At 46.5% G+C, this 26,555-nt stretch carries 16 protein-coding genes and 1 pseudogene; 12 read left to right on the top strand and 5 right to left on the bottom strand.

Translation table 11 applies throughout. The annotated features are described in order from the left end of the window. The first annotated feature begins 48 nt into the window (after positions 1 to 48). The 3 genes and pseudogenes from QD47_RS09570 (at position 49) to QD47_RS09560 (ending at position 7,305) form a co-directional block, all read left to right on the top strand. A pseudogene (locus QD47_RS09570) lies at positions 49 to 2,160 on the top strand (thioredoxin domain-containing protein). Positions 2,161 to 2,567: 407 nt separating this feature from the next. Then, positions 2,568 to 4,568, top strand: coding sequence for a methyl-accepting chemotaxis protein (locus tag QD47_RS09565; protein WP_044645911.1), 2,001 nt, complete (start codon positions 2,568 to 2,570; stop codon positions 4,566 to 4,568). A 139-nt stretch (positions 4,569 to 4,707) separates the two neighbouring features. Continuing rightward, positions 4,708 to 7,305, top strand: a complete 2,598-nt coding sequence (locus QD47_RS09560) for a response regulator (RefSeq protein ID WP_044645910.1) — start codon at positions 4,708 to 4,710, stop codon at positions 7,303 to 7,305. Between the two features lie 5 nt (positions 7,306 to 7,310). On the opposite strand, the gene QD47_RS09555 is transcribed toward QD47_RS09560, so the two are convergent. Next, positions 7,311 to 8,003: a response regulator transcription factor gene (locus QD47_RS09555; protein ID WP_044645909.1), complete on the bottom strand. Its 693-nt coding sequence runs from the start codon at positions 8,001 to 8,003 to the stop codon at positions 7,311 to 7,313. Positions 8,004 to 8,599: 596 nt separating this feature from the next. Between QD47_RS09555 and ectB the strand changes: the two genes are divergently transcribed. Both ectB and QD47_RS09540 read left to right on the top strand, forming a co-directional pair. Continuing rightward, complete coding sequence (gene ectB / locus QD47_RS09545; protein ID WP_044645907.1) at positions 8,600 to 9,862, top strand: diaminobutyrate--2-oxoglutarate transaminase; 1,263 nt, start codon at positions 8,600 to 8,602, stop codon at positions 9,860 to 9,862. Positions 9,863 to 9,996: 134 nt separating this feature from the next. Continuing rightward, positions 9,997 to 10,974: a helix-turn-helix transcriptional regulator gene (locus QD47_RS09540; RefSeq protein ID WP_044645906.1), complete on the top strand. Its 978-nt coding sequence runs from the start codon at positions 9,997 to 9,999 to the stop codon at positions 10,972 to 10,974. Positions 10,975 to 11,126: 152 nt separating this feature from the next. On the opposite strand, the gene QD47_RS09535 is transcribed toward QD47_RS09540, so the two are convergent. The 3 genes from QD47_RS09535 to QD47_RS09525 all read right to left on the bottom strand — a co-directional run bounded on the left by QD47_RS09535 (position 11,127) and on the right by QD47_RS09525 (position 15,594). Next, positions 11,127 to 11,645 carry an NAD(P)H-dependent oxidoreductase gene (locus QD47_RS09535; protein WP_044645905.1) on the bottom strand — a complete coding sequence of 173 codons (519 nt, stop codon included), beginning with the start codon at positions 11,643 to 11,645 and terminating at the stop codon, positions 11,127 to 11,129. Positions 11,646 to 11,932: 287 nt separating this feature from the next. Then, a complete protein-coding gene (locus QD47_RS09530; RefSeq protein ID WP_044645904.1) occupies positions 11,933 to 13,051 on the bottom strand; it encodes a GGDEF domain-containing protein in 1,119 nt (372 codons plus the stop codon). A 107-nt stretch (positions 13,052 to 13,158) separates the two neighbouring features. Continuing rightward, positions 13,159 to 15,594 carry a GH36-type glycosyl hydrolase domain-containing protein gene (locus tag QD47_RS09525; RefSeq protein WP_044645903.1) on the bottom strand — a complete coding sequence of 812 codons (2,436 nt, stop codon included), beginning with the start codon at positions 15,592 to 15,594 and terminating at the stop codon, positions 13,159 to 13,161. Between the two features lie 223 nt (positions 15,595 to 15,817). On the opposite strand from QD47_RS09525, the gene QD47_RS09520 reads away from it, so the two are divergent. Continuing rightward, positions 15,818 to 16,552, top strand: a complete 735-nt coding sequence (locus tag QD47_RS09520) for a thioesterase II family protein (RefSeq protein WP_044645902.1) — start codon at positions 15,818 to 15,820, stop codon at positions 16,550 to 16,552. Between the two features lie 18 nt (positions 16,553 to 16,570). Then, on the top strand, positions 16,571 to 17,425 hold the full coding sequence (locus QD47_RS09515) for a sugar phosphate isomerase/epimerase family protein (protein WP_044645901.1): 855 nt from the start codon (positions 16,571 to 16,573) through the stop codon (positions 17,423 to 17,425). A gap of 79 nt (positions 17,426 to 17,504) precedes the next feature. On the opposite strand, the gene QD47_RS09510 is transcribed toward QD47_RS09515, so the two are convergent. Then, positions 17,505 to 17,873 (bottom strand): DUF423 domain-containing protein, encoded by a 369-nt coding sequence (locus QD47_RS09510; RefSeq protein WP_044645900.1) that lies wholly within the window; start codon positions 17,871 to 17,873, stop codon positions 17,505 to 17,507. A gap of 317 nt (positions 17,874 to 18,190) precedes the next feature. On the opposite strand from QD47_RS09510, the gene QD47_RS09505 reads away from it, so the two are divergent. From QD47_RS09505 to QD47_RS09485, 5 genes are all read left to right on the top strand, one after another. Next, a complete protein-coding gene (locus QD47_RS09505) occupies positions 18,191 to 21,139 on the top strand; it encodes a glycoside hydrolase family 48 protein (RefSeq protein WP_200893408.1) in 2,949 nt (982 codons plus the stop codon). A 135-nt stretch (positions 21,140 to 21,274) separates the two neighbouring features. Next, the gene (locus QD47_RS09500; protein WP_044645899.1) at positions 21,275 to 21,778 is read left to right on the top strand and encodes a ferritin; all 504 of its coding nucleotides are present in this window, start codon (positions 21,275 to 21,277) and stop codon (positions 21,776 to 21,778) included. Positions 21,779 to 22,241: 463 nt separating this feature from the next. Further along, complete coding sequence (locus tag QD47_RS09495; protein ID WP_044645898.1) at positions 22,242 to 22,790, top strand: GNAT family N-acetyltransferase; 549 nt, start codon at positions 22,242 to 22,244, stop codon at positions 22,788 to 22,790. 57 nt (positions 22,791 to 22,847) lie between these two features. Then, on the top strand, positions 22,848 to 23,966 hold the full coding sequence (locus tag QD47_RS09490; protein ID WP_044645897.1) for an LLM class flavin-dependent oxidoreductase: 1,119 nt from the start codon (positions 22,848 to 22,850) through the stop codon (positions 23,964 to 23,966). A 231-nt stretch (positions 23,967 to 24,197) separates the two neighbouring features. Continuing rightward, positions 24,198 to 26,204: a S9 family peptidase gene (locus QD47_RS09485; protein WP_044645896.1), complete on the top strand. Its 2,007-nt coding sequence runs from the start codon at positions 24,198 to 24,200 to the stop codon at positions 26,202 to 26,204. Positions 26,205 to 26,555: the final 351 nt, after the last annotated feature.

Here is a 26,555-nt window from a genome sequence, read left to right as displayed (position 1 = left end):
AGGGAGTCTTAATTGACTCCCTATTTTTTATGAATGGAGTGATTTATGATGCGTGACGAAACCGTTAAGCACAAACATACAAACAGCCTTATTAGCGAAAGAAGCCCGTACCTCTTACAACATGCTCATAACCCTGTAAACTGGCTCTCATGGAGTCCTGAAGCCTTTACAAAGGCTAAACGAGAGGGAAAACCTGTATTTTTAAGTATAGGCTATAGTTAGCCTTCGGGCTAACATAGGTATAATATAAGAACTTGTCATTGGTGTCATGTAATGGAAAGAGAATCCTTCGAGGATGAAGAGGTTGCGGAGATATTAAACCGGGACTATGTATCCATTAAGGTGGATCGGGAGGAACGTCCGGATGTGGATCATATTTATATGTCCATCTGCCAGACGATGACGGGGCATGGGGGTTGGCCGCTGACGATTCTGATGACGCCGGATCAGAAGCCTTTTTTTGCGGGTACGTATTTGCCCAAGGAGCAAAAGTTTGGCCGTGTCGGTCTATTGGACCTGCTGGAGAAGGTGGGAACCCGGTGGAAGGAGCAGCCCGAAGAGCTGGTGGAGCTGAGTGAGCAGGTACTAACCGAGCATGAGCGACAGGACATGCTTGCGGGGTATCGCGGTGAACTGGATGAACAGAGCTTGAATAAAGCTTTCCATCAGTACAGTCATACCTTCGATAAGGAATATGGCGGCTTCGGGGAAGCTCCGAAGTTTCCTTCTCCGCATAACTTGTCTTTTTTGTTGCGATATGCACAGCATACGGGAAATCAACAGGCACTGGAAATGGCAGAGAAGACGCTGGATGCGATGTATCGGGGCGGAATCTACGACCATGTAGGTATGGGATTTTCACGGTACTCAGTGGATGAGAAGTGGCTGGTGCCGCATTTTGAAAAAATGCTGTATGACAACGCTCTGCTGGCCATCGCGTATACAGAGGCTTGGCAGGTGACGGGCAAGGAGCTGTACCGGCGGATTACGGAACAAATCTTTACATATATCGCAAGGGACATGACAGATGCAGGAGGGGGTTTTTATTCGGCGGAGGATGCGGATTCCGAAGGAGAAGAGGGCAAATTCTATGTTTGGGACGAGTCTGAGGTAAGGGCTATACTGGGCGATAAGGATGCCGCCTTTTTTAACGATTTGTACGGGATTACACCTTACGGCAATTTCGAAGGACATAACATTCCGAACCTGATTGATATAAATCTGGAAGCCTACGGGATCAAGCATGACTTGACCGAACAGGAATTGGAGCAAAGGGCCAGTGAGCTGCGAGCTAAGCTGTTTGCTGCCAGGGAACAACGGGTTCACCCTCACAAGGATGACAAGATTTTGACCTCGTGGAACGGGTTGATGATCGCTGCTTTGGCGAAGGCGGGACAGGCTTTTGGAGAGGCTAAATATACCGAACTGGCACAGAGGGCAGAGACGTTCTTGTGGAACCATCTGAGACGGGACGACGGACGGCTGCTGGCGCGTTATCGGGACAGGGATGCAGCTTATCCCGGCTATGTTGATGACTATGCTTTTTATGTGTGGGGCTTGATTGAGCTGTACCAGGCCTCCTTTGACATACAATATCTGCAACGGGCGCTGACGCTTAATCAGGATATGATCGACCTGTTCTGGGATAAAGAACGGGACGGATTATTCTTTTACGGGTCAGATAGCGAGCAGTTGATTGCCAAGCCTAAAGAAATTTATGACGGAGCCATTCCGTCGGGTAACAGTATCGCGGCCCATAATTTTGTGAGGCTTGCGCGGCTAACGGGTGAATCTCGATTGGAGGACTATGCAGCCAAGCAGTTTAAGGCTTTTGGCGGCATGGTTGCTCATTACCCGTCAGGCTATTCGGCGTTGTTCAGTTCGTTGTTGTATGCAACTGGAACGACGAAGGAGATTGTTATTGTGGGCCATAGGGATGATCCGCAGACCGTACAGTTCATTCAGGCGGTTCGAGCAGGATTCAGACCCCATACAGTGATTATTTTGAAGGATGAAGGACAGCCGGAGATTACAGAGACGGTTCCTTTTATCCGTGATTACGCTCTTGTGGATGGCAAACCAGCCGTATATGTGTGCGAGCATTTCGCCTGCCAGGCACCTGTCACCCGTCTCGATGATCTTAAGGCTTTACTGAATTGATTAACCTAAAATAAAAAACAAATTTGATCCCCTTGGGGTAACAAGCATATGGTGATTTTCGAAAAATGACCTTATGTATGCCAACCTCAAGGGGATTATCTCATGTTTAGAGGTAGGTATAGTGAGTTAAAACTAACATTTCCTTAACATGTTCTGTGCATTTTTTTTAATAGTTTTTAGGTATATTATATTAAGGAATCGGTTCCAAGGAGCCTTGCTTCATTCAAAACTAAGTACATATACCTATTCGTTGTCGTGTTTATATCTTTTTTGTGTCGAAGTGTTTTAGAGGGAGATGATGAAGAACGGAAAAGGGGAAGTGAATTTGTCGAGTGAATAATCATTGGCAAAGCGAAGTGGTTCACAATATGCAAGCAATCCAGATGATGAATTGGAGATGTTGACTAATGAAGAAGTTTGCAGGAAAACCATGGCACGTGGGAAGGATGCTCAGCAATAATTTTAAAACGAAGCTGATGGTCGCTTTTATTGCTTTTTTGATTATACCATCTATGATTGTTGGGGCTCTATCATTTGTGAGCGCCAGACAGGAGATTCTAAACCAGATTGAAGATAGCGCCGAGCAGGTCATCACCCGCACTAATTTTATTATTGATAGCGCCATTTCACCCAAGGTGCATGATGCAGAATATTTCGCTGAAAGGCTAAAAGGCAACCTGGTGGAGACGGAGGAACAAGCGGCGAATTTGGAAGAATTATTTAAGCAATATATTGCACTCCATCCTGAAACAGAATCCATTTATTATGGAACGAAGGGTGGTAAATTTACAACCTATCCACAGAAGGAATTACCGGATAATTATGATCCCCGAGTCAGATCCTGGTATGAGCAGTCCATAAAGGAACAAGCAAAAACAGCGATTAGTGCGCCCTATCTCTCCGCATCCTCCAAGCAAATGACGGTTACGGTATCCAGGGCTACGACGGATGGTTCGGGTGTTATTGGCATCGATCTGAAAATTAGCGGTATTAAGGAGACACTGAACAATATTAAAGTAGGTCGTGAAGGTTATGCCATATTGCTGGACAGCAAGCGCACTTACATTGTTCATCCGACGAAGGCACCAGGCACCAAAATAGCAGATATTGAATCACCCATGTATGAGAGCGACGCTGGTGAATACGAGTATCGGTATGAAGGCCAGTCCAAATATATGAACTATGCGACCAACAAGCTGACAGGCTGGAAAATAGGCGGAACGCTGTATTTATCTGAAGTGGATGAAGCAGCACAGCCGATTTTGATCAGCACTTTGCTTACGGTCGTCGGGTGTCTTGTGGTGGGGATAATCATTGTCTATTTCCTGATTCGTTCCATCATCAAACCTATTTTAAAATTGAAGGAACAAGCGGTTAATGTGAGCGCAGGGGATCTGACGCAGGACATTCAAGTGAAGAGTGAAGATGAGATTGGACAATTGGGACTGGCTTTCCGAAACATGCAGGATAACTTGCGATCTGTCATTCAGAACGTAGGGGAAAGTGCAGATCATGTCGCTAGATCCTCGAACGAGCTAACGGTAAGCGCAGAACAAACCAGTGCTGCAAGTGAGCAGGTATCACAGGCTGTTCAGGAAATTGCCAGTGGAGCAGAGAAGCAGACTACAGGCCTGGAAAATAACTCAGTAGCCCTTGATGAAATTGCACAGGGAGTCACACAAATTGCGGAACGCTCAATCTCGGTAGCCGATTTGGCCAGACGATCCTCTTTACAAGCAGAGGAAGGACGGAAATCCGTTGAGCAAACAGGCGAACAAATGAATTCCATTCACCATTCGGTAGAGCAATCTAACCGAATGATTCAAGCCTTGCAAGCCCGCTCTTTGGAAATCGGTGAAATTACCAAGGTTATTGGAGAAATATCCAATCAGACGAACCTGCTGGCCTTGAATGCAGCGATTGAGGCGGCTAGAGCAGGTGATCATGGCAAGGGCTTTGCCATCGTTGCAGATGAGGTGCGCAAGCTGGCAGAGCAATCGCAGGAATCTGCAACACAGATTGCCACATTGATTGCCGAAATTCAGCATGAAACGGAAACCACGGTTCAGACAATGAATCGTGTTACGACTGAGGTTCAGAATGGGCTGCAGATTTCCAAAGAAACCATTGTCAAGCTGGGAGACGCGATGGAAGGCATTCGGGAGACCACACCTCAGGTGGAGGAGGTCGCTGCGATTGCACAACAGATATCAGCGAGTGTACAAGAGATTGCAGCGACAGCCAACGAGCTGGCGACAATTGCAACCGGTAATGCCGCTACATCTGAGGAAGTCGCCGCTTCCTCGCAAGAGCAGCTGGCTTCCATGGAGGAAATATCAGCCTCTGCTCAGCTGCTATCAACAATGGCTGCTGAGTTGAAGTCGATGATCAGTCGTTTCAAATATTAAAACGTACTTGAACCCTATGGAATCTATAGTACAATGAATGCTCGGGACAGCTCTTTAAGCCTTATGGCATAAGGAATCTGTCCTGATTTTTTTATATTCTCATTCTTACAAAGTAGGGAAATTACAGGAGGGAGAACATTTGGTTCAAGATTTGGTGCTATATGTTATCGTGATATTATTAATTGTTTTGACTTTTCAGCCATCTATTACATTTGGGCGCCCCAATCTGATTTCTCAGCTCATTCGGCAGACGATCACGCGTGTTTTTTTTGGAGTGACCGGAATTCTGTTTTTATATTTTGGCATAAGTGATAGAGCTCTGATGACTTGTGTTCTGGAGCTAGTGATTGGTCTGATGTTCATCGCTTTGTTTGTACGCGTTTGGATCATTAAACATACATATGAACAACGTTTACTGGACCAAAACCGTGATCTCCTAAATGTGCTTCGGGTTCAACCTGGCTTTACCTTCAGGCTGGAGAAAAGCGGCGACGAATTTTATTATAGGCTGCTCGAAGGAGGCTTGCTGGAGCGCATGGGTCTGAATATGCAAGTCAGCTATAATCGAAGGGAGCATGTGGAGCGACTCGGGGACATTTTTGAGCTATCCTCTGAAACGCTGGAGCAGCTTTGTGAATATTACAAACAGGCATGGTTCGGTGACCGGACGGTATTTGAGCTGGAGTTTTGGGAATACTCGTCTTTAATTACCTTACATCCGGTCAGGGAGAACGGGATCACCAAGCATGTCATCGGTCACGTAATGGATATTACGGAGTATAAAGCTTCCGAGCAGAAAAGAAAGGAGGTAGACGAGGCTAACCATGCCAAAAGCGTTTTTTTGGCTCATATGAGCCACGAAATTCGCACGCCGCTGAATGGTATTATCGGTCTGTCCAAGCTGTTGAACAAGACAGAACTGACTGCTGTCCAAAAAGACTACCTTGACAAGCTGCTCGCCTCCTCACGAACCCTCTCATCCATGCTCAATAACGTATTGGACTTTTCCAAAATGGAAGCAGGCAGTTTGGAACTGGAAAGGCTGGAGTTTGAGCCGGAAAAAATGCTTCGGCATCTTGCAGATACGGTGGGTACTTTGCTGGAACACAAAGAAATAGAGATCATTTTTATAACGGACCCCAAATTACCCAAAAGTGTTAAAGGTGATCCATTACGGATGGAACAGGTGCTTTTAAACCTTCTGACTAATGCCGTCAAATTTACGGATCAGGGACATGTATTGTTAGAGGTGAACATGCTAAGCCAGCAGAACGGACGGGTAGCGTTGTCCTTTATGGTGGAGGATACAGGCATAGGTATTTCCGAGGTGGGTGTGAACAAGCTGTTTGTCCCTTTTACCCAAGTGAATACATCAACCAGCCGCCGATATGGGGGCTCTGGACTGGGTTTGGCCATTAGCAAGCATTTGGCTGAAGCCATGGGCGGGAATGTAGAGGTTGAAAGCCGATTGGGGGAATACAGTCGGTTTTACTTTAATGTCGAGCTGGATATCGGGGATCTACATCCGGAAGGCACACAGATAGAAAAACAAATAAACGGCAAAGCCTTAATTGTTGTGCGGCATGAGCTGTTGAGATTTAGTCTGAACGAATTACTACAAAGCACAGGATTAGAAACATACACCATTTCATCCTTTCAGGAATGTGTGGAAGCTTTTCAAAATGGCGAATATTTTGATTTGGTTATGGTCGACATGGGGATGAATGGCTTTAGAGAGCGGGATACACGGAGACAATGGCTTCAATTGCTAAATAGACAGATGACTCAGGTCATTGGACTTACAACAGTGTTCCAGATGGAAGGGGTAGCGGCTGGGGACGAGGATAGCAGGGTGGATACCTTTTTGTCTAAGCCCGTGACTCGAAACGCTGTATTGGAGGTTATCCGCTGGAGGCTGGAAAAGGAAAAGACAGTGTCTGTAGATGTTAATACTCTGGATACATATACGATGATGAGCCCTCGTTATGAAGGAGAGATTTCAACACAGAAATATCAAATTCTCATAGCGGAGGACAATGAGATTAACCAGGTGGTAATTACCGAGTTCCTGGCAGAGCGCGGTTTTGAAGTAACCATGGTTGCAAACGGAAGAGAACTGTTAGAGTCACTGGAGCTGCGTTCCTGGGATATGGTAATGCTTGATCTGCATATGCCGGAGATGGATGGCTTTGAGACGGCCAGACATATTCGCAGAAAGAAAGCTTTTAACAGACTTCCAATTATCGCCTTTACGGCCGATGCTACGCAGCATGAACAGGAGGTTTGCCTTCGTTCAGGCATTAATGCTGTGCTGCTCAAGCCTGTCCATGAACTGAATGCTGTAAGAGTATTAAACAGCTGGATTCATTTAGCATGGCTGCAAGAATTACATGGTGTTCACGCGGAACAGGCGATAGCCGGGATGGATGGAAAGGTATATATTTTCCAATTTGCCCTTTACAAATGGATTCAGGAATACCAGTATCTCGATAAAAGATTGACGAGAAAAATGGACAACGGACAGTCATCTGCCGCTCTCCGATTAATCCACTCGCTTAAGGGAGGGGCAGGAAACCTGTTTGCGTCCGGGCTGTTGGCAAAGGTCATAGAGCTAGAAAAGGGATTGAAGCGTAGCCATGAAATCTCACCGGGGGAGCTGTATCCAGACTGGCGAGAGCAATTGAGCTTGGTTCAAAAGGAGATTAACCAAATCAAGTCATCGGTTCCCTGGAGCTGATCGTGCTATTGCATAAATTTATAACCAATTCCCCAGATGGTCCTGATTAATTTCGGCTTTTTAGGGTCTTTTTCGATTTTCCTGCGCAAATGGTTGATATGTACATCTACAGCCCTCTCATTAATAAAGGAATCTGTGCCACGAAGAGCTTGAATCAAGGCATATCGGCTGAATACAATTCCCCGGTTCAAATAAAAAAGCTTCATAAGCTCAAATTCCGAAAATGTCGTCTCCACAATCTGCCCATCAACGGTAATCATTCTTCGCGCCAGATCCAAAACAATGTCTGTTTCAGGCTCGGCTTCAGGCGCAAGGCCTCTTGCCTGTAACCGTGTGATTTCAATACGACGGAAAAGAGCCTCGATTCGTGCCTTTAGCTCCTGCATACTGAAAGGCTTGCAAATATAATCGTCTGCTCCCAGCGTAAGTGTACGGATGCGCTCTGAGATATTGTTTTCTGAAGAAATCACGATGATTGGCACATCCGTATGCTTGCGTACCAGTGGGCAGGGATTGACACCATCCAAATCTGGAAGCAGCAGATCTAGCAAAATAATATCAGGCTGCACCATACCCAGCCGGGCAATTCCCTCAGCCGCCTGTTCCACTCGGGTAACGTTGTAGCCTTCTCCAGTCAAATACAAGGAAAGGGTATCTCCCAGCATATTGTCATCTTCAATAATCAAAACATTAGACATGATGATATTTCCTTATCTTTCTATCAAATTCGAGCCAAATGGTTAGGATAGGTTCAATGCATTCCAAAAGTTTTTGGCAAGTTCTTTTGATAGAGTAACCCCCTTTGGACAGTCTGTCAAAAGATCAGGGAGATCGGGCAAACCAATAGCCAAGCAGAACGAATTTATACTTTTTTGATATGGAAATGCTCTATTTATAAGATTTTTAGCTCTATTCCGACATTTTTCGTGGAGAAATAACAAAATGCACCAAGCCCCCGACACTCAATTACAAAAATTTAACAAAACCTATCAGAAGTATGCATTGACTTTAAAAAAAATTATGGTATTTTATTACATAGGAGTGACATCCACTGATAGGCCCCTTAGAAAACCCCACCATTTAATCTTCTGGAATTTAATTTACGCTCCACAGAATATTTTGCATTTATTTTTCCGTACTCTAATCGTTCCCGTGATCGTACTCATGATTTTTTGGTGTGGCTACCCCATTGAGATTCGGGTTGTCTTCTCATTTTAGCTTACATATTTACACTTTTTTTGCTTTCCATGCTTGTATTTTTTCCAAATCAGGTCAGCGGGAGGACGAGAAATCAATGAACACATTCGAAGCACTGGAGTCCAATGTAAGATCCTATTGCAGAAACTTTCCGGTTGTTTTCAACAAAGCGAAAAACGATGTGCTGTACACGGAGGCAGGAGAGGGATATATCGACTTTTTTGCCGGAGCAGGGGCCTTGAACTACGGGCATAACAACGATTTTATGAAAAATCGGATTTTGGATTACTTAACCTCTGATCGGATCATGCACGGTCTGGATATGTACACAACGGCGAAACAGGAGTTTATTGAGTCTTTCTCCGAGCGTATTCTCCAGCCCAAGGGCTTGAATTATAAGCTGCAATTTTGCGGACCAACGGGAACCAATGCGGTAGAGGCAGCGCTGAAGCTTGCACGCAAAGTCAAAAAAAGAAATGGGATTTTTGCTTTTATGGGCGCATTTCACGGCATGTCTCTAGGAAGTTTGTCCGTTACCAGTAACAACTCCATGAGAGAGAGTGCCGGTGTATCCCTGAATAACGTTACCTTCATCCCCTTTAACAGTACGTTTAACGGCTTGGATACCATTTTGTATATGGAGCAGCTTTTAACAGATACCCATTCCGGGGTGGAAAAGCCAGCGGCTATCATTCTGGAAACGGTACAGGCTGAAGGTGGTATTAACATTGCCGATACTGAATGGCTGCGTGATTTACGGCAACTGTGCGATGATCATGATATTTTGCTGATTGTTGACGATATTCAGGTCGGCTGCGGCCGGGTCGGTTCGTTCTTCTCGTTTGAGCGCGCGGGTATCGTTCCTGATATGGTCGTTTTGTCCAAGTCGATCAGTGGCTATGGTTTGCCGATGTCACTGCTACTGCTCAAGCCGGAGCTGGATATTTGGAGCCCTGGCGAGCACAATGGTACCTTCCGGGGGAACCAGCTTGCTTTTGTAGCCGCCAAGGCTGCGCTGGAGTTCAGGGATACGGTAGGGCTGGAAGCACAGGTAAAAGAGAAAGAAGCTTTTGTTCAGCAATTTTTGTATGAACATATTCAAACGATTGACCCTCTCATTGACATTCGCGGCTTGGGACTGATCTGGGGAATTGATGTGTCTCCTCTGGGAGAAGCCTTTGCCAAAGAAGTAGCTGCTCTTTGCTTTAGCAGGGGCCTCATTATTGAGCGGGCCGGACGTAACGATACGGTGATTAAAATTATGCCTGCGCTAACGATCAGCATGGAAAACCTGCGTGAGGGCTGCAACATCATTAAAGAAAGCATGGTTCAGGTGTCCAGCACACTGGTTACTTTGTAAATCTTCATATTTTAACAGATTGACGGGAACCTCCATCGCTGCTATTTTCTAGCGGCAGGAGGTTCTTTGTCAAATCACCATTAATCCGGTATGATGAGAATAATTATCAATGAACAATACTGGAGTGAAACGCTGTGCAGGAAGCTACTTTTCATCATAATTTTAATCTGTTTCTTGAAAAACTGGAGCTGAACTTTGACGTTACAGGCGATAAGGCTCCGTTGGAACTTATGCAAACCGTGGGGAAGGGTACTATTTGCCGTCGCTCCCCGCGTCTGGATATGGAGCTTGTGGTTTCCGATTATACCTTTCATCAAAGCCGAACGATTGATTTTGTGGCTTCTGTGCCTATGGTGGAGCTTACCTGCTGTTTCCGCGGCGGACGGGAGGTTCAGGCGTCGGGAGTACGGCATGAAATTGTGCCGGGGCATTTTTCGTTACAGCTCCTGAAGCCGGGCGAAGCTCGCTTTGAATTTACGGCGAATGAGCAATTTACGATGCTGGGCATCGGGATTCCGGTATCGACATTTCATTATTTTATGGAAGAGGCGGACGGAAGAAGGAGTGTTGATTTTGCGGATTTACTCGGACCCCATTCATTTCGCGCTTTTCAGGCTCGTATGAGTCCAGTTGCCGTCTCCAAATGGACTCAGCTAATGCAGGGAATTCAATCCGGCTTGATGCGCAATATAGAAATGGAATGTGCCGTATTGGATTTGTGGATGCTGGCTTTACGCACCTTTTTCGAGAATGGGCATGATCCATCCATCTCCTTGAACCGGGATGAAATCGCCAAAATTAAGAGGGCGCGTCAAATTATGCTGGAGCACATGGCGGAGCCGCCGTCTCTCTTGCAGCTTTCACGTATGATCGGCATGAACGACTACAAATTAAAAATGGGCTACAAGGAAATGTACGGAACAACCGTCTTTGGAGATCTGCGTGAACAACGGCTGGAGCAGGCACTTCATTTGCTGCAAGTCGGAGGAAATAGTGTTACGGAAGTTTCTTTTGCGGTGGGCTATTCCAATCCAAGCTACTTTGCAGAGGCGTTCCGTAAAAAATACGGCTGCAATCCGGGTACACTCGTCCGAAATCGTTTATTCAGCTAATTAACCCATTCCTGCAAACCAGCAAAAGAACGCAGTTCTTTATCATTCCTGATTTGAAAAATCAAAATCAAAAAATCCCCTTAGTCGGTAGACTGCCACGCTCTGCTTCACAGCAGGTGGCAGCTCCAACCAAGGGGATTCTTGCAATTCAATTAAGAAGTAACGGCTTGCGCGTATTTTTGTGCGGATTGCTCAAGCTGCTCGTCGGTCAGAACCCCAGCACCATATTGTACGAAATAAGGGAGCAATTTGACACCAATCAAGTGGCTTGTAGCTTCGAGAGGTCTCAACAGTTCTTCGATTGTGTATCTGTTCCGTCCGTCATGTTGATAGTTTTCCTCTACACTAGCGGCAGACAGAGCAATCAGTAACTCTTTGCCCTCCAATTTGCCACCTTCGCTTCCAAAAGCCCAGCCGTAAGTCAGAACCACATCTTGCCATTTTTTCAGCAGGGAAGGGGTGCTATACCAGTAAAAAGGAAATTGTAGTACAATACGGTCATGCTTCTCCAGCAGTTCCTGCTCTTGAGCTACATTGATTTTCTCATCCGGGTATACTTCATACAGGTTGTGAATAGTCACGCCGGGTTGCTTCTTTAGCTCTTGCACCCATCTTTTATTAATGCGGGACTCCGCAAGATTAGGGTGGGTTACAATAACAAGTGTTGACATATGAAAAACATCTCCTTTAACTTATTTTATGTCAGCATTTTGCATCATTCGATTCCCAGCGCTTAAAAGTACAATATATAGACAAACTAGACCGTTTTGATCTATATATTGCTGATTTGAAATTGCTCTTGGGATTGTTGCAAAATGCTCATGTAAGTAAATTACGTTATCACTTGTAACTATTATAGTTTCAACTCATATTCTTGTCAAATGGATTGTCTCTTAAAAAAGAAATCCCCGGCAAGCGAGTGCCGGAGAATTCATCCTGCGAAGTATTCTCTGTCGAATTAAGCGATATGATTGAGCGAAACTATCTTATTCTTGCCAGAACGCTTGGCTTGATATAGATAGTCGTCCGCTTCCTGAAAGAACGAATCTTTGTTCATTTCTTCTGTATAGCTTTTCAGTCCAATGCTTACGGTCACGGAAATGTTTTGCTTTTTTTCATGAAAGATCATCTTTTCCACTGCATGCCGGATGTTTTCGGCGATTTGATAAGCTTCTTCGAAAGTATGCTCGAACATTAGGATGGCGAATTCCTCACCACCATAGCGGGCCGCAATATCATTAGCTGTAATCTGTTCTGTAATGATTAGCGAAATGCTCTCCAAAATTTTATCTCCGAACTGGTGCCCGTAATTGTCGTTAATTTTCTTGAAATTATCAATATCAAGTAATGCGAGATGGATAATGGCGCCTTGTTCAGCATATTCGAGTGCTTTTTCATAGAAGTTCTGAAAGGACAAATGATTATAGAGCTTGGTTAACCCGTCGGTCATCGACATTTTGCTAATAATCGCATTACTAATCATTAATTCCTGGTGAGCACGCTGTGTTTTATACAAATCCAACAGCAGGTCACGGCCGCTTGCCTGAATAATAATGGCAATAAAAGTGGACATAATCAAAAAGATCAGAATCGCTACAATATCAAAGAACGACAAGTAGGTACGGAACGAACCATCCACTGCCAGCAAAAGTAAAAAGACTCCAACTTGCAAGACAAAGGAAAACCATATTAGGCGACGATTGAAGAACAGGATGGATGAGAAAATAGGCAACAAGCACAACGCCGGGATAATCCGAACATCGTAGTTTAAACGAATGATGGTCCAGCAAATGACCGTGCTTGCCATAAATAGGATCACAAATGAATATCTGTTGTATTTATAATGAACCAGCTCTGCAAGCAGATTGGAACCACACATAATCAGTGTCGGAACAATGAGAACTCCAACGTAAAATTCATAAGACGAAGCGTGGTATTCGAGAAATAAATAACAACCAAGCTGCGCAATAAAATGTACGGCTATAATCATCCAGTATAATAAAAACATCCTCCGTATCCAGCGAGCTTCCTTTAATTTATAATCGGTTGTTTGAGTAAGTCGTGTTGTCTTATTCATGATGTCACCACACTTAATGTATCTTTAGCCATTCTCGTATTATAAGATACTATGTGACGAAGTTGAAGCTAATTTTTTAGGGGTCGATATAGGTGCCAATGTACTTGTCAGCCCAGTAACACTTTAACCTGATGGATAGCACCATCTCCTGCAACTGGCAGAACATTGTCCGTGAGGATAGTACCATCTAGTGTGACTGTTGCTACACCCTTGGATATATGTTGTGGATTCGTGATTTGGATTACGTAGGTATCGCCACGGAAGACGCGAGTGATTGTAAATTCGTCCCAAGCGGCAGGGATACACGGATCAATGCGTAGACCATCCCATTCCGGCTGAATACCAAGAATAGACTGGGTAATGGCTACAAAGTTCCACGCCGCTGTGCCGGTCAACCAAGAATTTTTGGCTTCGCCTTCACGAACGGCATCCTTACCCGCAATCATTTGCGCATATACATAAGGCTCGGTGCGGTGGATGTCGCTGATGTCCTCCAGATAGGCTGGAGCAATTTTGCTATACAGTTCAAATGCACGATCTCCACGGCCAATTACGGCCTCTGCCATCATAATCCACGGGTTATTGTGACAGAAGATGCCCGCATTTTCCTTGTACCCTGGAGGATAAGAGGATATTTCACCCAGATTGATGTAATAGCGGGAATAAGGTGGATTTTGTAGCACAATGCCATAGGGGGTCTCCAACCGATCCCGTGTAGAGTCGAGAGCTTTTTGAGCCTGACCTTCCTCAACTCCGATCCTGGCCATCACGCAAAAACCCTGCGGTTCAATGAAAATTTGGCCTTCCTCACAATCCTTGCTACCGACTTTATTCCCATAGTGGTCGTAGGCACGCAGAAACCATTCACCATCAAAGCCATGCTCTAGCGTGGCTGTCCGCATCCGATCCACATGGGCTTGGGCCGTAGCTGCTTCCTCATCTAATCCTCTGCGCTTGCACAGCTCGATAAAATCCGGTCCTGTATATACGAAGAGTCCGGCGATGAATACCGATTCCGCTGTGCGCCCCTCCAAATTTTGTGTGGTCTGATAGGACTCATCTGGTGTGGCGGAAAAACAGTTCAGATTCAAACAGTCGTTCCAATCTGCCCGGCCAATCAGTGGAAGACCGTGCGGGCCCAGATTGTTAACCACATGATAAAGGGATCGCTTCAAATGCTCAAAAAGGGTAGCGGTGTGCTCTGCATTTCCGTCGAAAGGCACCTGTTCGTCCAATATGGCGAAGTCTCCCGTTTCTTTGATATACGCAGCGGTGCCGACAATTAGCCACAGCGGATCATCGTTGAAACCGCCACCGACCTCGTGGTTTCCTTTTTTGGTTAAAGGCTGGTACTGATGATAAGCCCCACCGTTATCAAATTGAGTGGAGGCGATGTCGATAATCCGTTCCCGCGCCCGCTCCGGTATTTGGTGGACAAAACCAAGCAGATCCTGATTCGAATCCCGGAAACCCATTCCACGCCCGATGCCAGATTCGAAATACGAAGCGGAACGCGACATATTGAACGTAACCATACATTGATACGGGTTCCATATATTCACCATCCGGTTCAGCTTATCGTCGTGGCTCTGAATGGTGTACTTGGAGAGCAGATTGTTCCAATAGGCCCGCAGCTCACTTAATGCTCGTTCAACATCGGCTTCATCCGCGAATTGAGCAATCATGGCATGAGCCTGTTTTTTGTTAATCACACCAGGAGATTCCCATTTTTCATCCTCCGGATTTTCCACATAACTGAGTACAAAGTTAAGACGCGTTTCTTCACCTGGCTCCAAGGTTACTTCAATGCAATGCGACCCTACAGGCGACCACCCGCTGGCCACAGAGTTCGAGGCTTGCCCGGCGGTGACGGTTTGCGGCTGATCCAGCCCGTTGTATAGTCCCAGAAAAGCTTCACGGTCTGTATCGAATCCTGCCAGCGGGCGATTGACAGAGAAGAAAGCATAGTGGTTGCGGCGCTCACGATATTCCGTTTTGTGATAGATGACAGAGTCCTGTATTTCGACCTCGCCCGTGTTCAGGTTGCGTTGAAAATTGGTCATATCGTCATAGGCGTTCCACAGACAAAATTCCACGAAAGAAAAGAGCTTGATCTTTTTAGTTTGAGCAGAAGTATTCTGAAGCTTGACCTGATGTACTTCGCCATCAAAGGACAGCGGTACAAAAGCCAACTGCGTCGCCCGGATACCGTTACGTTCACCCATAATTGAAGTATAGCCAAGCCCATGTCGGCACTCATACCGATCCAGCTCCCGTTTGACCGGCATCCAGCCCGGTGTCCAGTAATCCCCGTCATCATGGATATAAAAATAGCGGCCGCCATTATCGACAGGAATATTGTTGTATCGGTATCGTGTTAGGCGACGTAAGCGCGCATCCCGGTAAAATGCATAGCCGCCGCCTGTATTGGAGATCAGTCCAAAAAATCGTTCGTTGCCTAAATAATTGATCCAGGGATATGGGGTTTGAGGGGTGTGGATGACATATTCTTGGTTAGCATCATCGAAGAAACCGTACTTCATGGCGCAGAACTCCTCTCGAATTTAAAGAAATAAAACCAAACACATTATTATATTCAAACATAAAGCTGTTCTTCCTAAAAGAAGCGGTTTCCTGCCTGATGCAAAAGATGCTTGATTTCCCCGACCTTGTTTCTCGAATTTGCAAAATATTTGAAATGGGTAAATATACCTTCTTATGCTAAAATGAAAGAGTTAGGACTCAGCATGGCAGGAGGTTGCAAGAATGGCACCCATCACATTGTTTTTCATTCCATATGCAGGTGGATCGGCATCGGTCAGCTTCAAATGGAAAAAGCTGCTGCTTCCGCAGATTAAGCTTGTCCCGCTGGAGCTGGCGGGCAGAGGTATTCGTTCCGGAGAGCCGTTAAAAGACAGCATCGAGGAAATGAGCGAGGATTTACTGCTCAAGATCAGTCAAGAGATAGCCCCCGGCGATCCTTATGCAATATACGGTCACAGCATGGGAACGATGATCGCATTCGAGCTGTATTACAAGCTGGTGGCTGGTGGTTATGGCAAGCCAGCTCATCTGTTCGTATCTGGGGGACGGGCACCGCATGTCCCGAGAGATTTCCCGTGGGCCCATGATCTGCCCGCAGAGCGGTTCAGAACGCATTTGCAGCGATATGGTCAGCTTTCGGAGGCCATTTTTGACAATCGCGAATTGTACGACTATTTTATCCCGGTGCTAAGAGCGGACTTCAAAGCCGTTGAGACGTATAAGTATACGCCCCGAACGGTACCTTTGAATTGTTCGGTCACAGCCTTGACAGGGCTGGCCGATAACACGATGACCTTGCAGGATGCGGAAGCGTGGGAGCAGCATACGAATCAGAATTTTCAAATTTTCACCTTTGACGGGGGGCACTTTTTTATTCATGATGAGGTGGAAGGGATTACGCAAATCATTAATGAGACTTTGGAAAGCAGTGCTGTGGCAAGCAGGACGCAACATTAAAAAGAAGAGGTGATTTCAGTGACAGTAGGTGTATTGGCGCATTTGTTTGGCAAGTTGCCTTATCGCGAGTTGGCTGCAAAGGTAGGCGCAGCGGGCTTTACTCATGTTCAACTGGCTCCGTGGAGAGCGATCAGTGATGTGGACTTTAACAAACCGGGCAAGTTCAGCCCGGGATTGGCGCTGTCTATCGCGGAGGAATTCCGCAAGCACGGAGTATCCATATCGGTTCTTGGATGCTATTTGCATTTTTTTGAACAGGATGAGGAGCTGCTGCGTGAAAATGTAGAACGCTTTAAAGAGCTGATCCGATATGCGAGCCTGTTAGGGGCACCGATGGTGGCTGCCGAAGTCGGACGTAATGAAGATGGCAGCGCATATACGGAACGAGACTGGAAGGTTGTAAAGGAAGTCGTGCGTGAATTAGCCGATGAGGCGGGAAAATGGGGCGTATTCGTAGGATTGGAGGCCGCTAACGATCATTTGGTCGGAACGGCAGTAGAACTGGCTACCTTGCTGGAGGAAGTACCGTCATCCCAGATCGGTGTAGTGATTGATCCGGGCAATTTGCTGAAAACGGAAAATCTGGAACGGCAGGATGAGGTTATCCGCGAAGCGTTCCAATTACTAGGACCTCGAATTATCGCGGCGCATGCCAAAGACCGGCGTTTGTCATCGACAGGTGAGATCGAGACAGTACCGCCGGGTTTTGGTGACATGAATTACGGCCTATACATGGAACTGCTGGAACAGTACAAGCCGGGGGTTCACATCATTATGGAAGCCGCGCAGGAACACCAGATGGCTGAATCCAAACGTTACATCGAGGGTCATCGGTTAGCGGCTCAGAAGGTGCAAGAAGTACAGACGAAATAATATTATTCTTTCATATTCGGGAATTGCACAGGAGACTTGGAAGCGTCTACTTTTCCAAGTCTCTTTTCTTTAGCTATGTTTAATTTTGTACAACCGCCACAATCACAAGCACCCAGCTCACCAAAAAAGCCACCCCGCCAATCGGGGTAATCGCTCCGAGCTTTTTCACGCCGGACAAGCTAAGAGCATACAGACTGCCGGAGAACAGGAGAATACCCATGAGCATAATCCAGCCTGCGGTTACGACCAGAGAAGAATGGACCAGATTTCCTGCAACTGCTCCGAGCAGAACCAAGCCCAAGCCGTGGGCAATATGATATTGGATGCCCGTCTGGAATATACTCATCATGTCTGCGGAAAGTCTTTTTTTCAAAGCATGTGCCCCGAACGCTCCCAGGGCTACGGCTAAAAACATCATCGTACAACCAAGTACCAGTAAAATTTTCATTTTGTAACGCCTCCTTGTGAAATCGTAGCGATTTCATGCGATTTCGTCAATTTTCATTATTAAACCCTAAACATATTGATTTTTTCGACTCTCATTTCGCGGCGGGTATGGTATATTTTTTCCAGGGCCAATGTGAAGCATTTGGAGCTATTGGACAGCGTGTCCTCCACCTTTTTTATGGGAAAGTGAGGTGATGGTGCTGTCTTTTTATGCTGTTGTTTTTCAAAATAAAATCTTGTGTAAAGCCAAAATTGATATTGGAGAGGATGGATGCAAAAGTGATCAGCAGAAAATCCGTGTTCAGGAAATCTGTCTCTATGGTCATGTCAGCCATTTTGGTGCTTCCGCTAACTTTGGGCATATTTCAAGCCGAACCCGACCGTGCTTCAGCCGCAACACCGGAATCCACACGCTTTCTTCAATTGTACAAACAACTGAAGGACCCGGCCAGTGGATATTTTTCCAAGGAAGGTATACCTTACCATTCGGTTGAAACCCTGATGAGCGAGGCTCCGGACTACGGACACTTAACGACCTCGGAAGCGTATAGCTACTGGATGTGGCTGGAAGTGCTGTATGGCCATTATACCGGGGATTGGGGAAAGTTGGAATCCGCTTGGGACAACATGGAGAAATACATCATTCCTGTTAATGAGGGTGACGGCAAGGAAGAGCAGCCTACAATGAGTAACTACAACCCCAACAGCCCAGCCACCTATGCAGCAGAGTATCCGCAGCCAGATCAATATCCAAGCCGTCTGAGTGGTCAGTATAGTGGTGGCAAGGACCCGCTGGATGCAGAGTTGAAGGCAACCTATGGCAATAATCAGACCTATCTGATGCATTGGCTGCTGGACGTGGATAATTGGTACGGTTTTGGCAATCTGCTGAATCCCGCGCATACAGCAGCCTACGTGAACACCTTCCAACGCGGGGAGCAGGAATCGGTTTGGGAAGCCATACCACATCCATCGCAGGATAATCAAAAGTTTGGCAAATCAAATGAGGGCTTTATGAGCCTGTTCACCAAGGAAAATAATGCTCCGGCACAGCAATGGCGCTACACGAATGCTACCGATGCGGACGCACGGGCGGTTCAAGCCATGTATTGGGCTAAAGAGCTGGGGTATGACAACTCCGTTTATTTGGATAAAGCAAAAAAGATGGGGGACTTCTTGCGGTACGGCATGTACGATAAATACTTCCAGAAAACCGGAAGCGCTTCCAATGGAACCCCGGTAGCTGGTACCGGCAAGGATGCAAGCCATTATCTGATGGCATGGTATACGTCATGGGGTGGCGGACTGGGTCAAAGCGGCAACTGGGCTTGGCGGATTGGCGCCAGCCACGCGCATCAGGGCTACCAAAATGTCGTTGCGGCTTACGCGTTATCCGATCAGGATGGCGGATTAATACCAAATTCTCCAACGGCGGGACAGGATTGGGCTACCTCGCTGAAGCGCCAACTGGAATTTTATACGTGGCTGCAATCCGATGAGGGAGCCATTGCAGGTGGAGCAACGAATAGCTGGGATGGTGCCTACAAGGCGTATCCGTCTGGCACAAGCACCTTCTATGGATTGGCTTATACAGGTGCTCCTGTATACCAAGATCCACCGTCCAACAATTGGTTCGGAATGCAGGCTTGGCCTGTCGAGCGGGTTGCCGAGCTGTACTACATTTTAGCCAAGAAGGGTGATACTTCTTCCGAGCAGTTTAAAATGGCCAAGCAAGTGACGGAAAACTGGGTAGCATGGTCCAAGAGCTATGCATTTGCCAACGAACGTCCTGTGACAGACGCGCAGGGGTACTATTTGGACGCTCAAGGCAAGCGCATTCTGGGTGGTAAAAATCCGAAGGTTGCCACTACAGCAGCTAAAGGCGAGTTCTGGGTGCCAGGCAATCTGGAATGGAGCGGGAAGCCAGAAACCTGGACCGGATTTGCCAATCATAAGGGAAATGCCAATCTGCATGTAGTAACGAAGAATCCAGGGCAAGATGCGGGAGTGCTGGGCAGTTATGTTAAAGCGCTTACTTTTTTTGCTGCCGGAACGAAGGCCGAAAAAGGAGATTACACCGCATTAGGCAAGGAAGCCAAGGATCTGTCCAAAGCTTTGCTCGATGCTGCATGGGGTTACAACGACGGCGTAGGCATTACCACGAAGGAAGCACGTGAGGATTATTATCGTTATTTTACGAAAGAAGTGTATATCCCGAACGGATGGAGTGGTAAAACGGGGCAAGGCAACACCATTCCTGGCGCAGCCGCTACCGCATCTGATCCGTCCAAGGGTGGTAATGGTACGTATTCCAGCTACACCGATATCCGGCCTAACATCACCAAAGATCCTCAGTGGTCTTATCTCAAGGACAAATATACAACTTCATGGAATAATCAAACGAAAAAATGGGATAAAGGCGCTCCGGAATTTACGTATCACCGTTTTTGGTCCCAAGTCGATATGGCGACAGCTTATGCCGAATATGACCGTCTCATCAACAATAGTGGAACAACCGAGCCGACAGCTCCCAAAGCTCCGGCAAATGTGAAAGCAAGTGCCGGGGATGCTCAGGTTACACTGAGCTGGAGCAAAGCGACGGGGGCCGACAGCTATACCGTCAAGCGCTCCACAACCAGTGGAGGACCTTATACCACGGTAGCAACGGTAACGGATAGCACTTACAAGGATACAGGAGTGGTGAATGAAACCACTTATTATTATGTAGCAAGTGCAACTAATTCTTTAGGAACCAGCCCGGATTCTGCCGAGGTCAGCGCCAAGCCGACAGGAACGCCGATTCCGGCAACGGGAGATGTAATTGCCCAATACCGCGTGGGCGACACGAACCCGGGAGATAATCAGATTCGTCCGCTTTTCCGTGTTGTAAACAAGGGGAAAGAGGCTGTTGATCTGAAGACTGTCAAGCTGCGGTATTACTTTACAGTGGATGGCGATAAACCGCAGGAATTCCATTGTGACTATGCACAGCTCGGCAGCGGCAACGTTCAGGGACGCTTTGTGAAACTGGATAAGGCGGTTACGGGCGCAGATTACTATCTGGAAATCTCCTTTGGAGCTGGTGCGGGAAGTCTGGCAGCAGGAGCCAACACGGGGGATATTCAGGTTCGCTTGAACAAGACAGATTGGAGCAATTATAACGAAAGTGATGATTTTTCCTATGATGCGACCAAAACGTCTTATACAGATTGGGGCAAAACGCCTCTGTATGTGAACGACCAGCGTGTATGGGGGCTGGAGCCTTGAATGTAAAATAATCTTGGATGATGCGGGCGCAATGCGAGGGTGTTTAAAACTCACATTGCGCTCGTTTTTGTGATTGGTTTCGTGGTACACTAAGATCGCTACATCATTATATACATGACCGAGGTGACCTGATACATGAAAGACAATTTGGCACAGGCTCTAAATGAGCAAATGAATTTTGAGTTTTACTCCGCTCACGTATATCTGGCGATGGCTGCTTATTGCTCTGGCGAAAGTCTGGATGGGTTCGCAAACTTTTTCCTGGTACAAGCTGAAGAGGAACGTTTTCATGCGATGAAGCTATACAGATATATTAATGACCGCAGAGGGCGAGCTACTTTGGCAGCATTACCGGAGCCTAAAAATAGCTACGATTCCATGTTGGACGTATTTGAGCACGGCTACAAGCATGAGCAGCAAAATACGCAGAAATTTTATCATTTGGCTGACTTGGCTCTGGACGGACGTGAGCATGCGACGATCCATTTCCTGAAATGGTTTATTGATGAGCAAGTCGAAGAGGAAGCTCTGTTCGACAATGTAATTCAGAAGCTCAAACGGATTGAAAGGGATAGTAACGCTTTTTACATGCTGGACAGTGAGTTTGCCAAACGTAGTTTTACAGCTCCTGCGGAATAAAGCAACATGCACATTTCGTCTGAATGCTAAGGATATGGCTTGGCATGTTATGAGACGAGGAATTAGAAAAGCCCGGTTTTCGGGCTTTTTTTGCGTTTTTTTATGATCAGGCGCAGCTTGACACATTATCGAATTCGAGGATGTTATAGATATAACAAGTCTTTAATATCTATTTAAAGGAGATAAGCATCTGATTTACGATTGTGCTATTATTGGCGGAAGACCCGCCGGATTGAATGCAGCGCTGGTACAGCACCATTCCACCTGCTCCGTTTTCATGTACATTTTTCGAGTTCGGTTTATATAAATTTGTGATCACTTTCGCTAGGTTATCGTTATTTTAAATATGCCTATAGAAAAAATTAATTTGTCGCTGGATTGTGAGCATGCTACAGTTGTTTTATCTTTTATTCCTGATTAAGCAGATAGGATTAATAATTTTATATAGGAGAGGCGGGTTAACATGAGCGAAATCTATCGTCTGGCACAACAGGAAGATGCGGAGAGATTGCAGTACGTGACTTATGAGGCGTACGAAACGATTCGGCAGTTGGAGCTTAAATGGCCTGCCGCTCAGGCAGATATTCCTCTCATTCAGGAAAACATTAAAAATAATGACTGCTACGTGCTGGAAGTCGATGGTGTAATTCAGGCTACAGTTAGTCATCTCAAAAATAGAGCTCTTAATTTTATAACGGATCTACCCTTTGTCATGTGGTTTGCCGTCAATCCGGCTGCTCAGGGCAAAGGTTACGGTCGCAAGCTGCTGAACTGGGTAGAGCAGACTATAATCCGTGATCAGGTGGGAGCTCCTGCCGTTACGCTGGCAACAGCCGAAAAGCATCCCTATCTGCTGTCTATGTATGAGCGTTGGGGATATGAGCGTATTCATGCGTTTGACCATGGTACAGGAGACGGAACGATGCATTTGCTGCGTAAAGTTGTGAATCTGGAATTATTTGAAACGTATATTCGTGAAAAAAACGGAGCTGAGACTGCTAACCGCAATTAGGGCCGATACCTGGGAAGGGACGAAGCCGACTCATTCTCCGAAAGGGGCTTTCATGAAATGAAGTTTGTGTTATTCAGTCTGATGGCTAATCTGCCTAATGCGATTACCGGTGAAGCCTGGAGCTCGCAGCAAAAATTCCAAAATGTAATCAAGCAGGCTGTTCTCGCAGAGGAGCTTGGTTTTGATGCATACGGTGTGGGGGAGCGGCACGGTGCGCCTTTTCTGTCATCCTCACCCCCGCTGGTGCTGACCGCTATTGCGGCGAGAACCGAACGGATTCGTCTGCTGACTATGGTGACGGTGCTTAGCGTGCTGGACCCGGTGCGCGTGGCCGAAGACTATGCGACGTTGGATCATTTATCGGGTGGAAGATTAGAGATTATTATTGGGAAAGGCAATGATCCGCGCCATTATCCGTTATTTGGAATTACAGAGGAAGAACAGTGGGACTCGCTTGCTGAGCGCTATCGTCTGCTCAAACGGCTGTGGAGTGAGAAAGAGGTGACGTGGGAAGGAAGCTATCGTCCACCGTTGCATCAAGTCACGACACAGCCACGGCCGTATCAGCAGCAGATCCCCATCTGGCATGGCAGTGCTTCCAGTACACGATCGACCGAGTTGGCCGCTCAATACGGGGAGCCGATATTTTCCTCGAATTCTTTCCATCCTCAGGCCAAGTATAAAGCGCTTATTGATCATTACCGCGAACGGCTGGCTTATTACGGACATGATCCGGCACAGGCCGTAATTGGTGCCGGAGCAGGGAGTCTGTATCTGGCAGATACGGATGAGGAAGCGATTCGACGGTATCGTCCTTATTATGATGCCTACCACTCGACAGCGGCAGCTCAGCACAATCAGTCGCCCTTCACGAGTCTGGAGGATAATATTCGTAACGGTCCTGTTCTGATCGGCTCTGCGGAGAGCGTTCTCGAAAAAATACGGAGCTATCATACCGCGTTCGGTAATCAGGTACTCAGCATCAGCGTGGACGGGCTTGGTGAGCAAGAGCAGCTCGAACAGTTGCATCGGTTTACCGAGGATATCATACCAGTACTGCGACGAGAAATTCCGAGCGCGATTTGGCAGCATGGGCCGAATCTTGATGTTGGAAGCAGGTCAATTACCGCTGTAAAAAATGATGCGCCACCCATATCTCCTATTTTTCAACTATAGTTGTTGACTGTTCAATCACCTTATCTCATAAAAAGCCTCCATTTAGGAGGCTTTCAGGTCCGTGGCGACCAGCGAGATAGGGTTTTTGTATTGGAAATATATGAAGAAGCAAATTGACAGAGACAAGTAAAAAGAGTAACGTGATTTTTATACCATTTAAAACTTACAAATTTCATCGGAATAATATATTTCGAATCTTATAGAGATCTGATGATTGGAGGAGGAATTGTTTTGAGCGACCCGCAATCCAGTATAGCTAAACGCCATATAACAGCAGAGGATTTATATCAACTTCGGTGGGTCAGCGATCCTGCTGTCCATCCAGGTAACGGTGCAGTCGCTTACGTAGAGCAGTGTATTAATGAAGACCGGATAGACTATAATTCTGACATTTGGCTTTTGCCATCAAAAAACTCCGAGCCGTTGCCCTTCACATATGGGCCGAAAGACGAATCACCTGTCTGGTCACCTGACGGATCACAGCTTGCTTTTCTCAGTACACTTGAAGGTAAGCGTCAGGTATGGATCATTCCAGCTAGCGGAGGAGAGGCTCGGCAGCTTACATGGGCAGAGAAAGGCGTTCATTCATTGGCTTGGTCACCGGACGGATCCTACATATCCTTTGTCGCAAAAACCACAGGGAGTCTGTCATCTCCGACATCAGTGCAGCCGAAAGGACAGGTCGTTAACCGAACAAAAGCCAAGTCAGATGGCTACGGGCTATGGGATGATACACGTAATCACTTATATGTGACTGATGTAAATTCAGGGGACACCGTCCAATTGACGTTCGGCGCGTATGACGTCGCGGAACCTGTCTGGTCGCCGGATGGCAAGCTTATTTTATTCGTGGCCAGAATAGCGGAGCATGCAGAAGAGGATACGGATTTACGCAAGCAGAATGATTTGTTTACGATAGCTCCTGCTATTTCAAAAGGAAATGCGGAAGCACCGCGGAAGCTAACCTGCTCCGAGCTGCAAATCGAGAGTGCTGAATACTCTCCCGATGGTTCAACGATTGCCTTTTACGGACATGATCGACATGCTAAAGGCGCGACCCAGACCCGATTATACATCCTCCCTTCGAGTGGTGGCTCGGCAGTATGCATTAGTGAAACGCTGGACGCACACCTCGGTAACGCGGGTATGAGCGATATGCGCTCACACCTTCATGTAGGGCCACCACGTTTTAGTATGGACGGTCTATCCCTGTATACGCTTGTAACCCGTGAAGGAAATGTGCATGTATATCAGTTTGCACTTGATGGAAGCTTTACAGTTTTGACGCAGGGAGACAGAGAAATTTATCAGTTCACGCTCACCCCGGATGAGCAGCATATCATTGCAGCTTCAACTCACGTGACATTGCCGGGCGATTTGTTTCGAATTCCGATCTCTTCCGGGACAGAGGAACGACTGACGCAGGTGAATGACTTGCTGCTGGAAGAGATCAGGCTAAGTGTGCCTGAGAGCTTCTGGACTGAGGTCGAGGATGGTCGGAGGGTCCAGGGATGGGTGATGAAGCCAGTCGGTTTTGCGGAGGGTACCTATCCCGCCATTTTGGAAATCCATGGCGGTCCCCATGCGATGTATTCCCACTCTTTTTTTCATGAGTTTCAGTTGCTAGCAGCGCAGGGATATGCGGTCATTTACACAAATCCGGGAGGAAGCAGAGGGTATGGCCAGTCTTTTACCAATGTCGTTCTTGGCGAGTACGGCGGACGAGATTACACGGACTTGCTGAGTGCGGTCGATGAGGCCATTCGGCAGTTTCCATTCATTCATCCAGAACGACTAGGTGTTACGGGGGGGAGCTACGGAGGCTTTATGACTAACTGGATTGTCGGTCACACAGACCGTTTCCGTGCAGCCGTGACCCAGCGCTCCATATCCAACTGGCTATCCATGTATGGCGTGAGCGACATTGGCTACTCATTTACAGAAGACGAGGTCGGCGGCAATCCTTGGGACGATTTTGAGGTCTTGTGGAGACAATCTCCACTGGCATATGTTAAGCAAATAAATACACCACTGCTTATTTTGCACGGGGAGCAGGATCTTCGTTGTCCCATTGAGCAGGGGGAGCAGCTATTTACAGCACTACGGCGATTGGGTAAATCCACGCAATTTGTTCGTTTTCCAGGCTCAAGCCATGAGCTTTCACGAAAAGGGCATCCGCAGCTTCGTGTGGAACGACTGCAACGCATTACAAATTGGTTTGTCAAGCACCAGATATAACACGTCATCCGTTTCTTGCACTTACGACACAGAAATTTTTACAAAAATTCATTAAAAAAATTACAAACAATGCCTGATTTTCATACAAAAGAGGGTATTGTTTGTATGTATAATATACTTACACATTATAAATTCATACTTTAATTTACTTTTGTGTTTATAAAACCCTATTAGTCTCTGTTTATTTATTTTTTTCCATTAAAGGAATTTGAAAAAATATTGACTTTTTTCGAGTCCATATTTATTATATAATTAAAATATTTCACAATTAATACTTGCTTTTGGAATAAAATTGCGTTGTTTTCGGTATTTTTTCGACACATTCATCTATGATACTAGATTCTTAGGTCC

This window comes from Paenibacillus terrae, from assembly GCF_000943545.1.
GTDB classification, from domain to species: domain Bacteria; phylum Bacillota; class Bacilli; order Paenibacillales; family Paenibacillaceae; genus Paenibacillus; species Paenibacillus terrae_A.
This window is presented reverse-complemented; position numbering and strand designations above follow the sequence as displayed.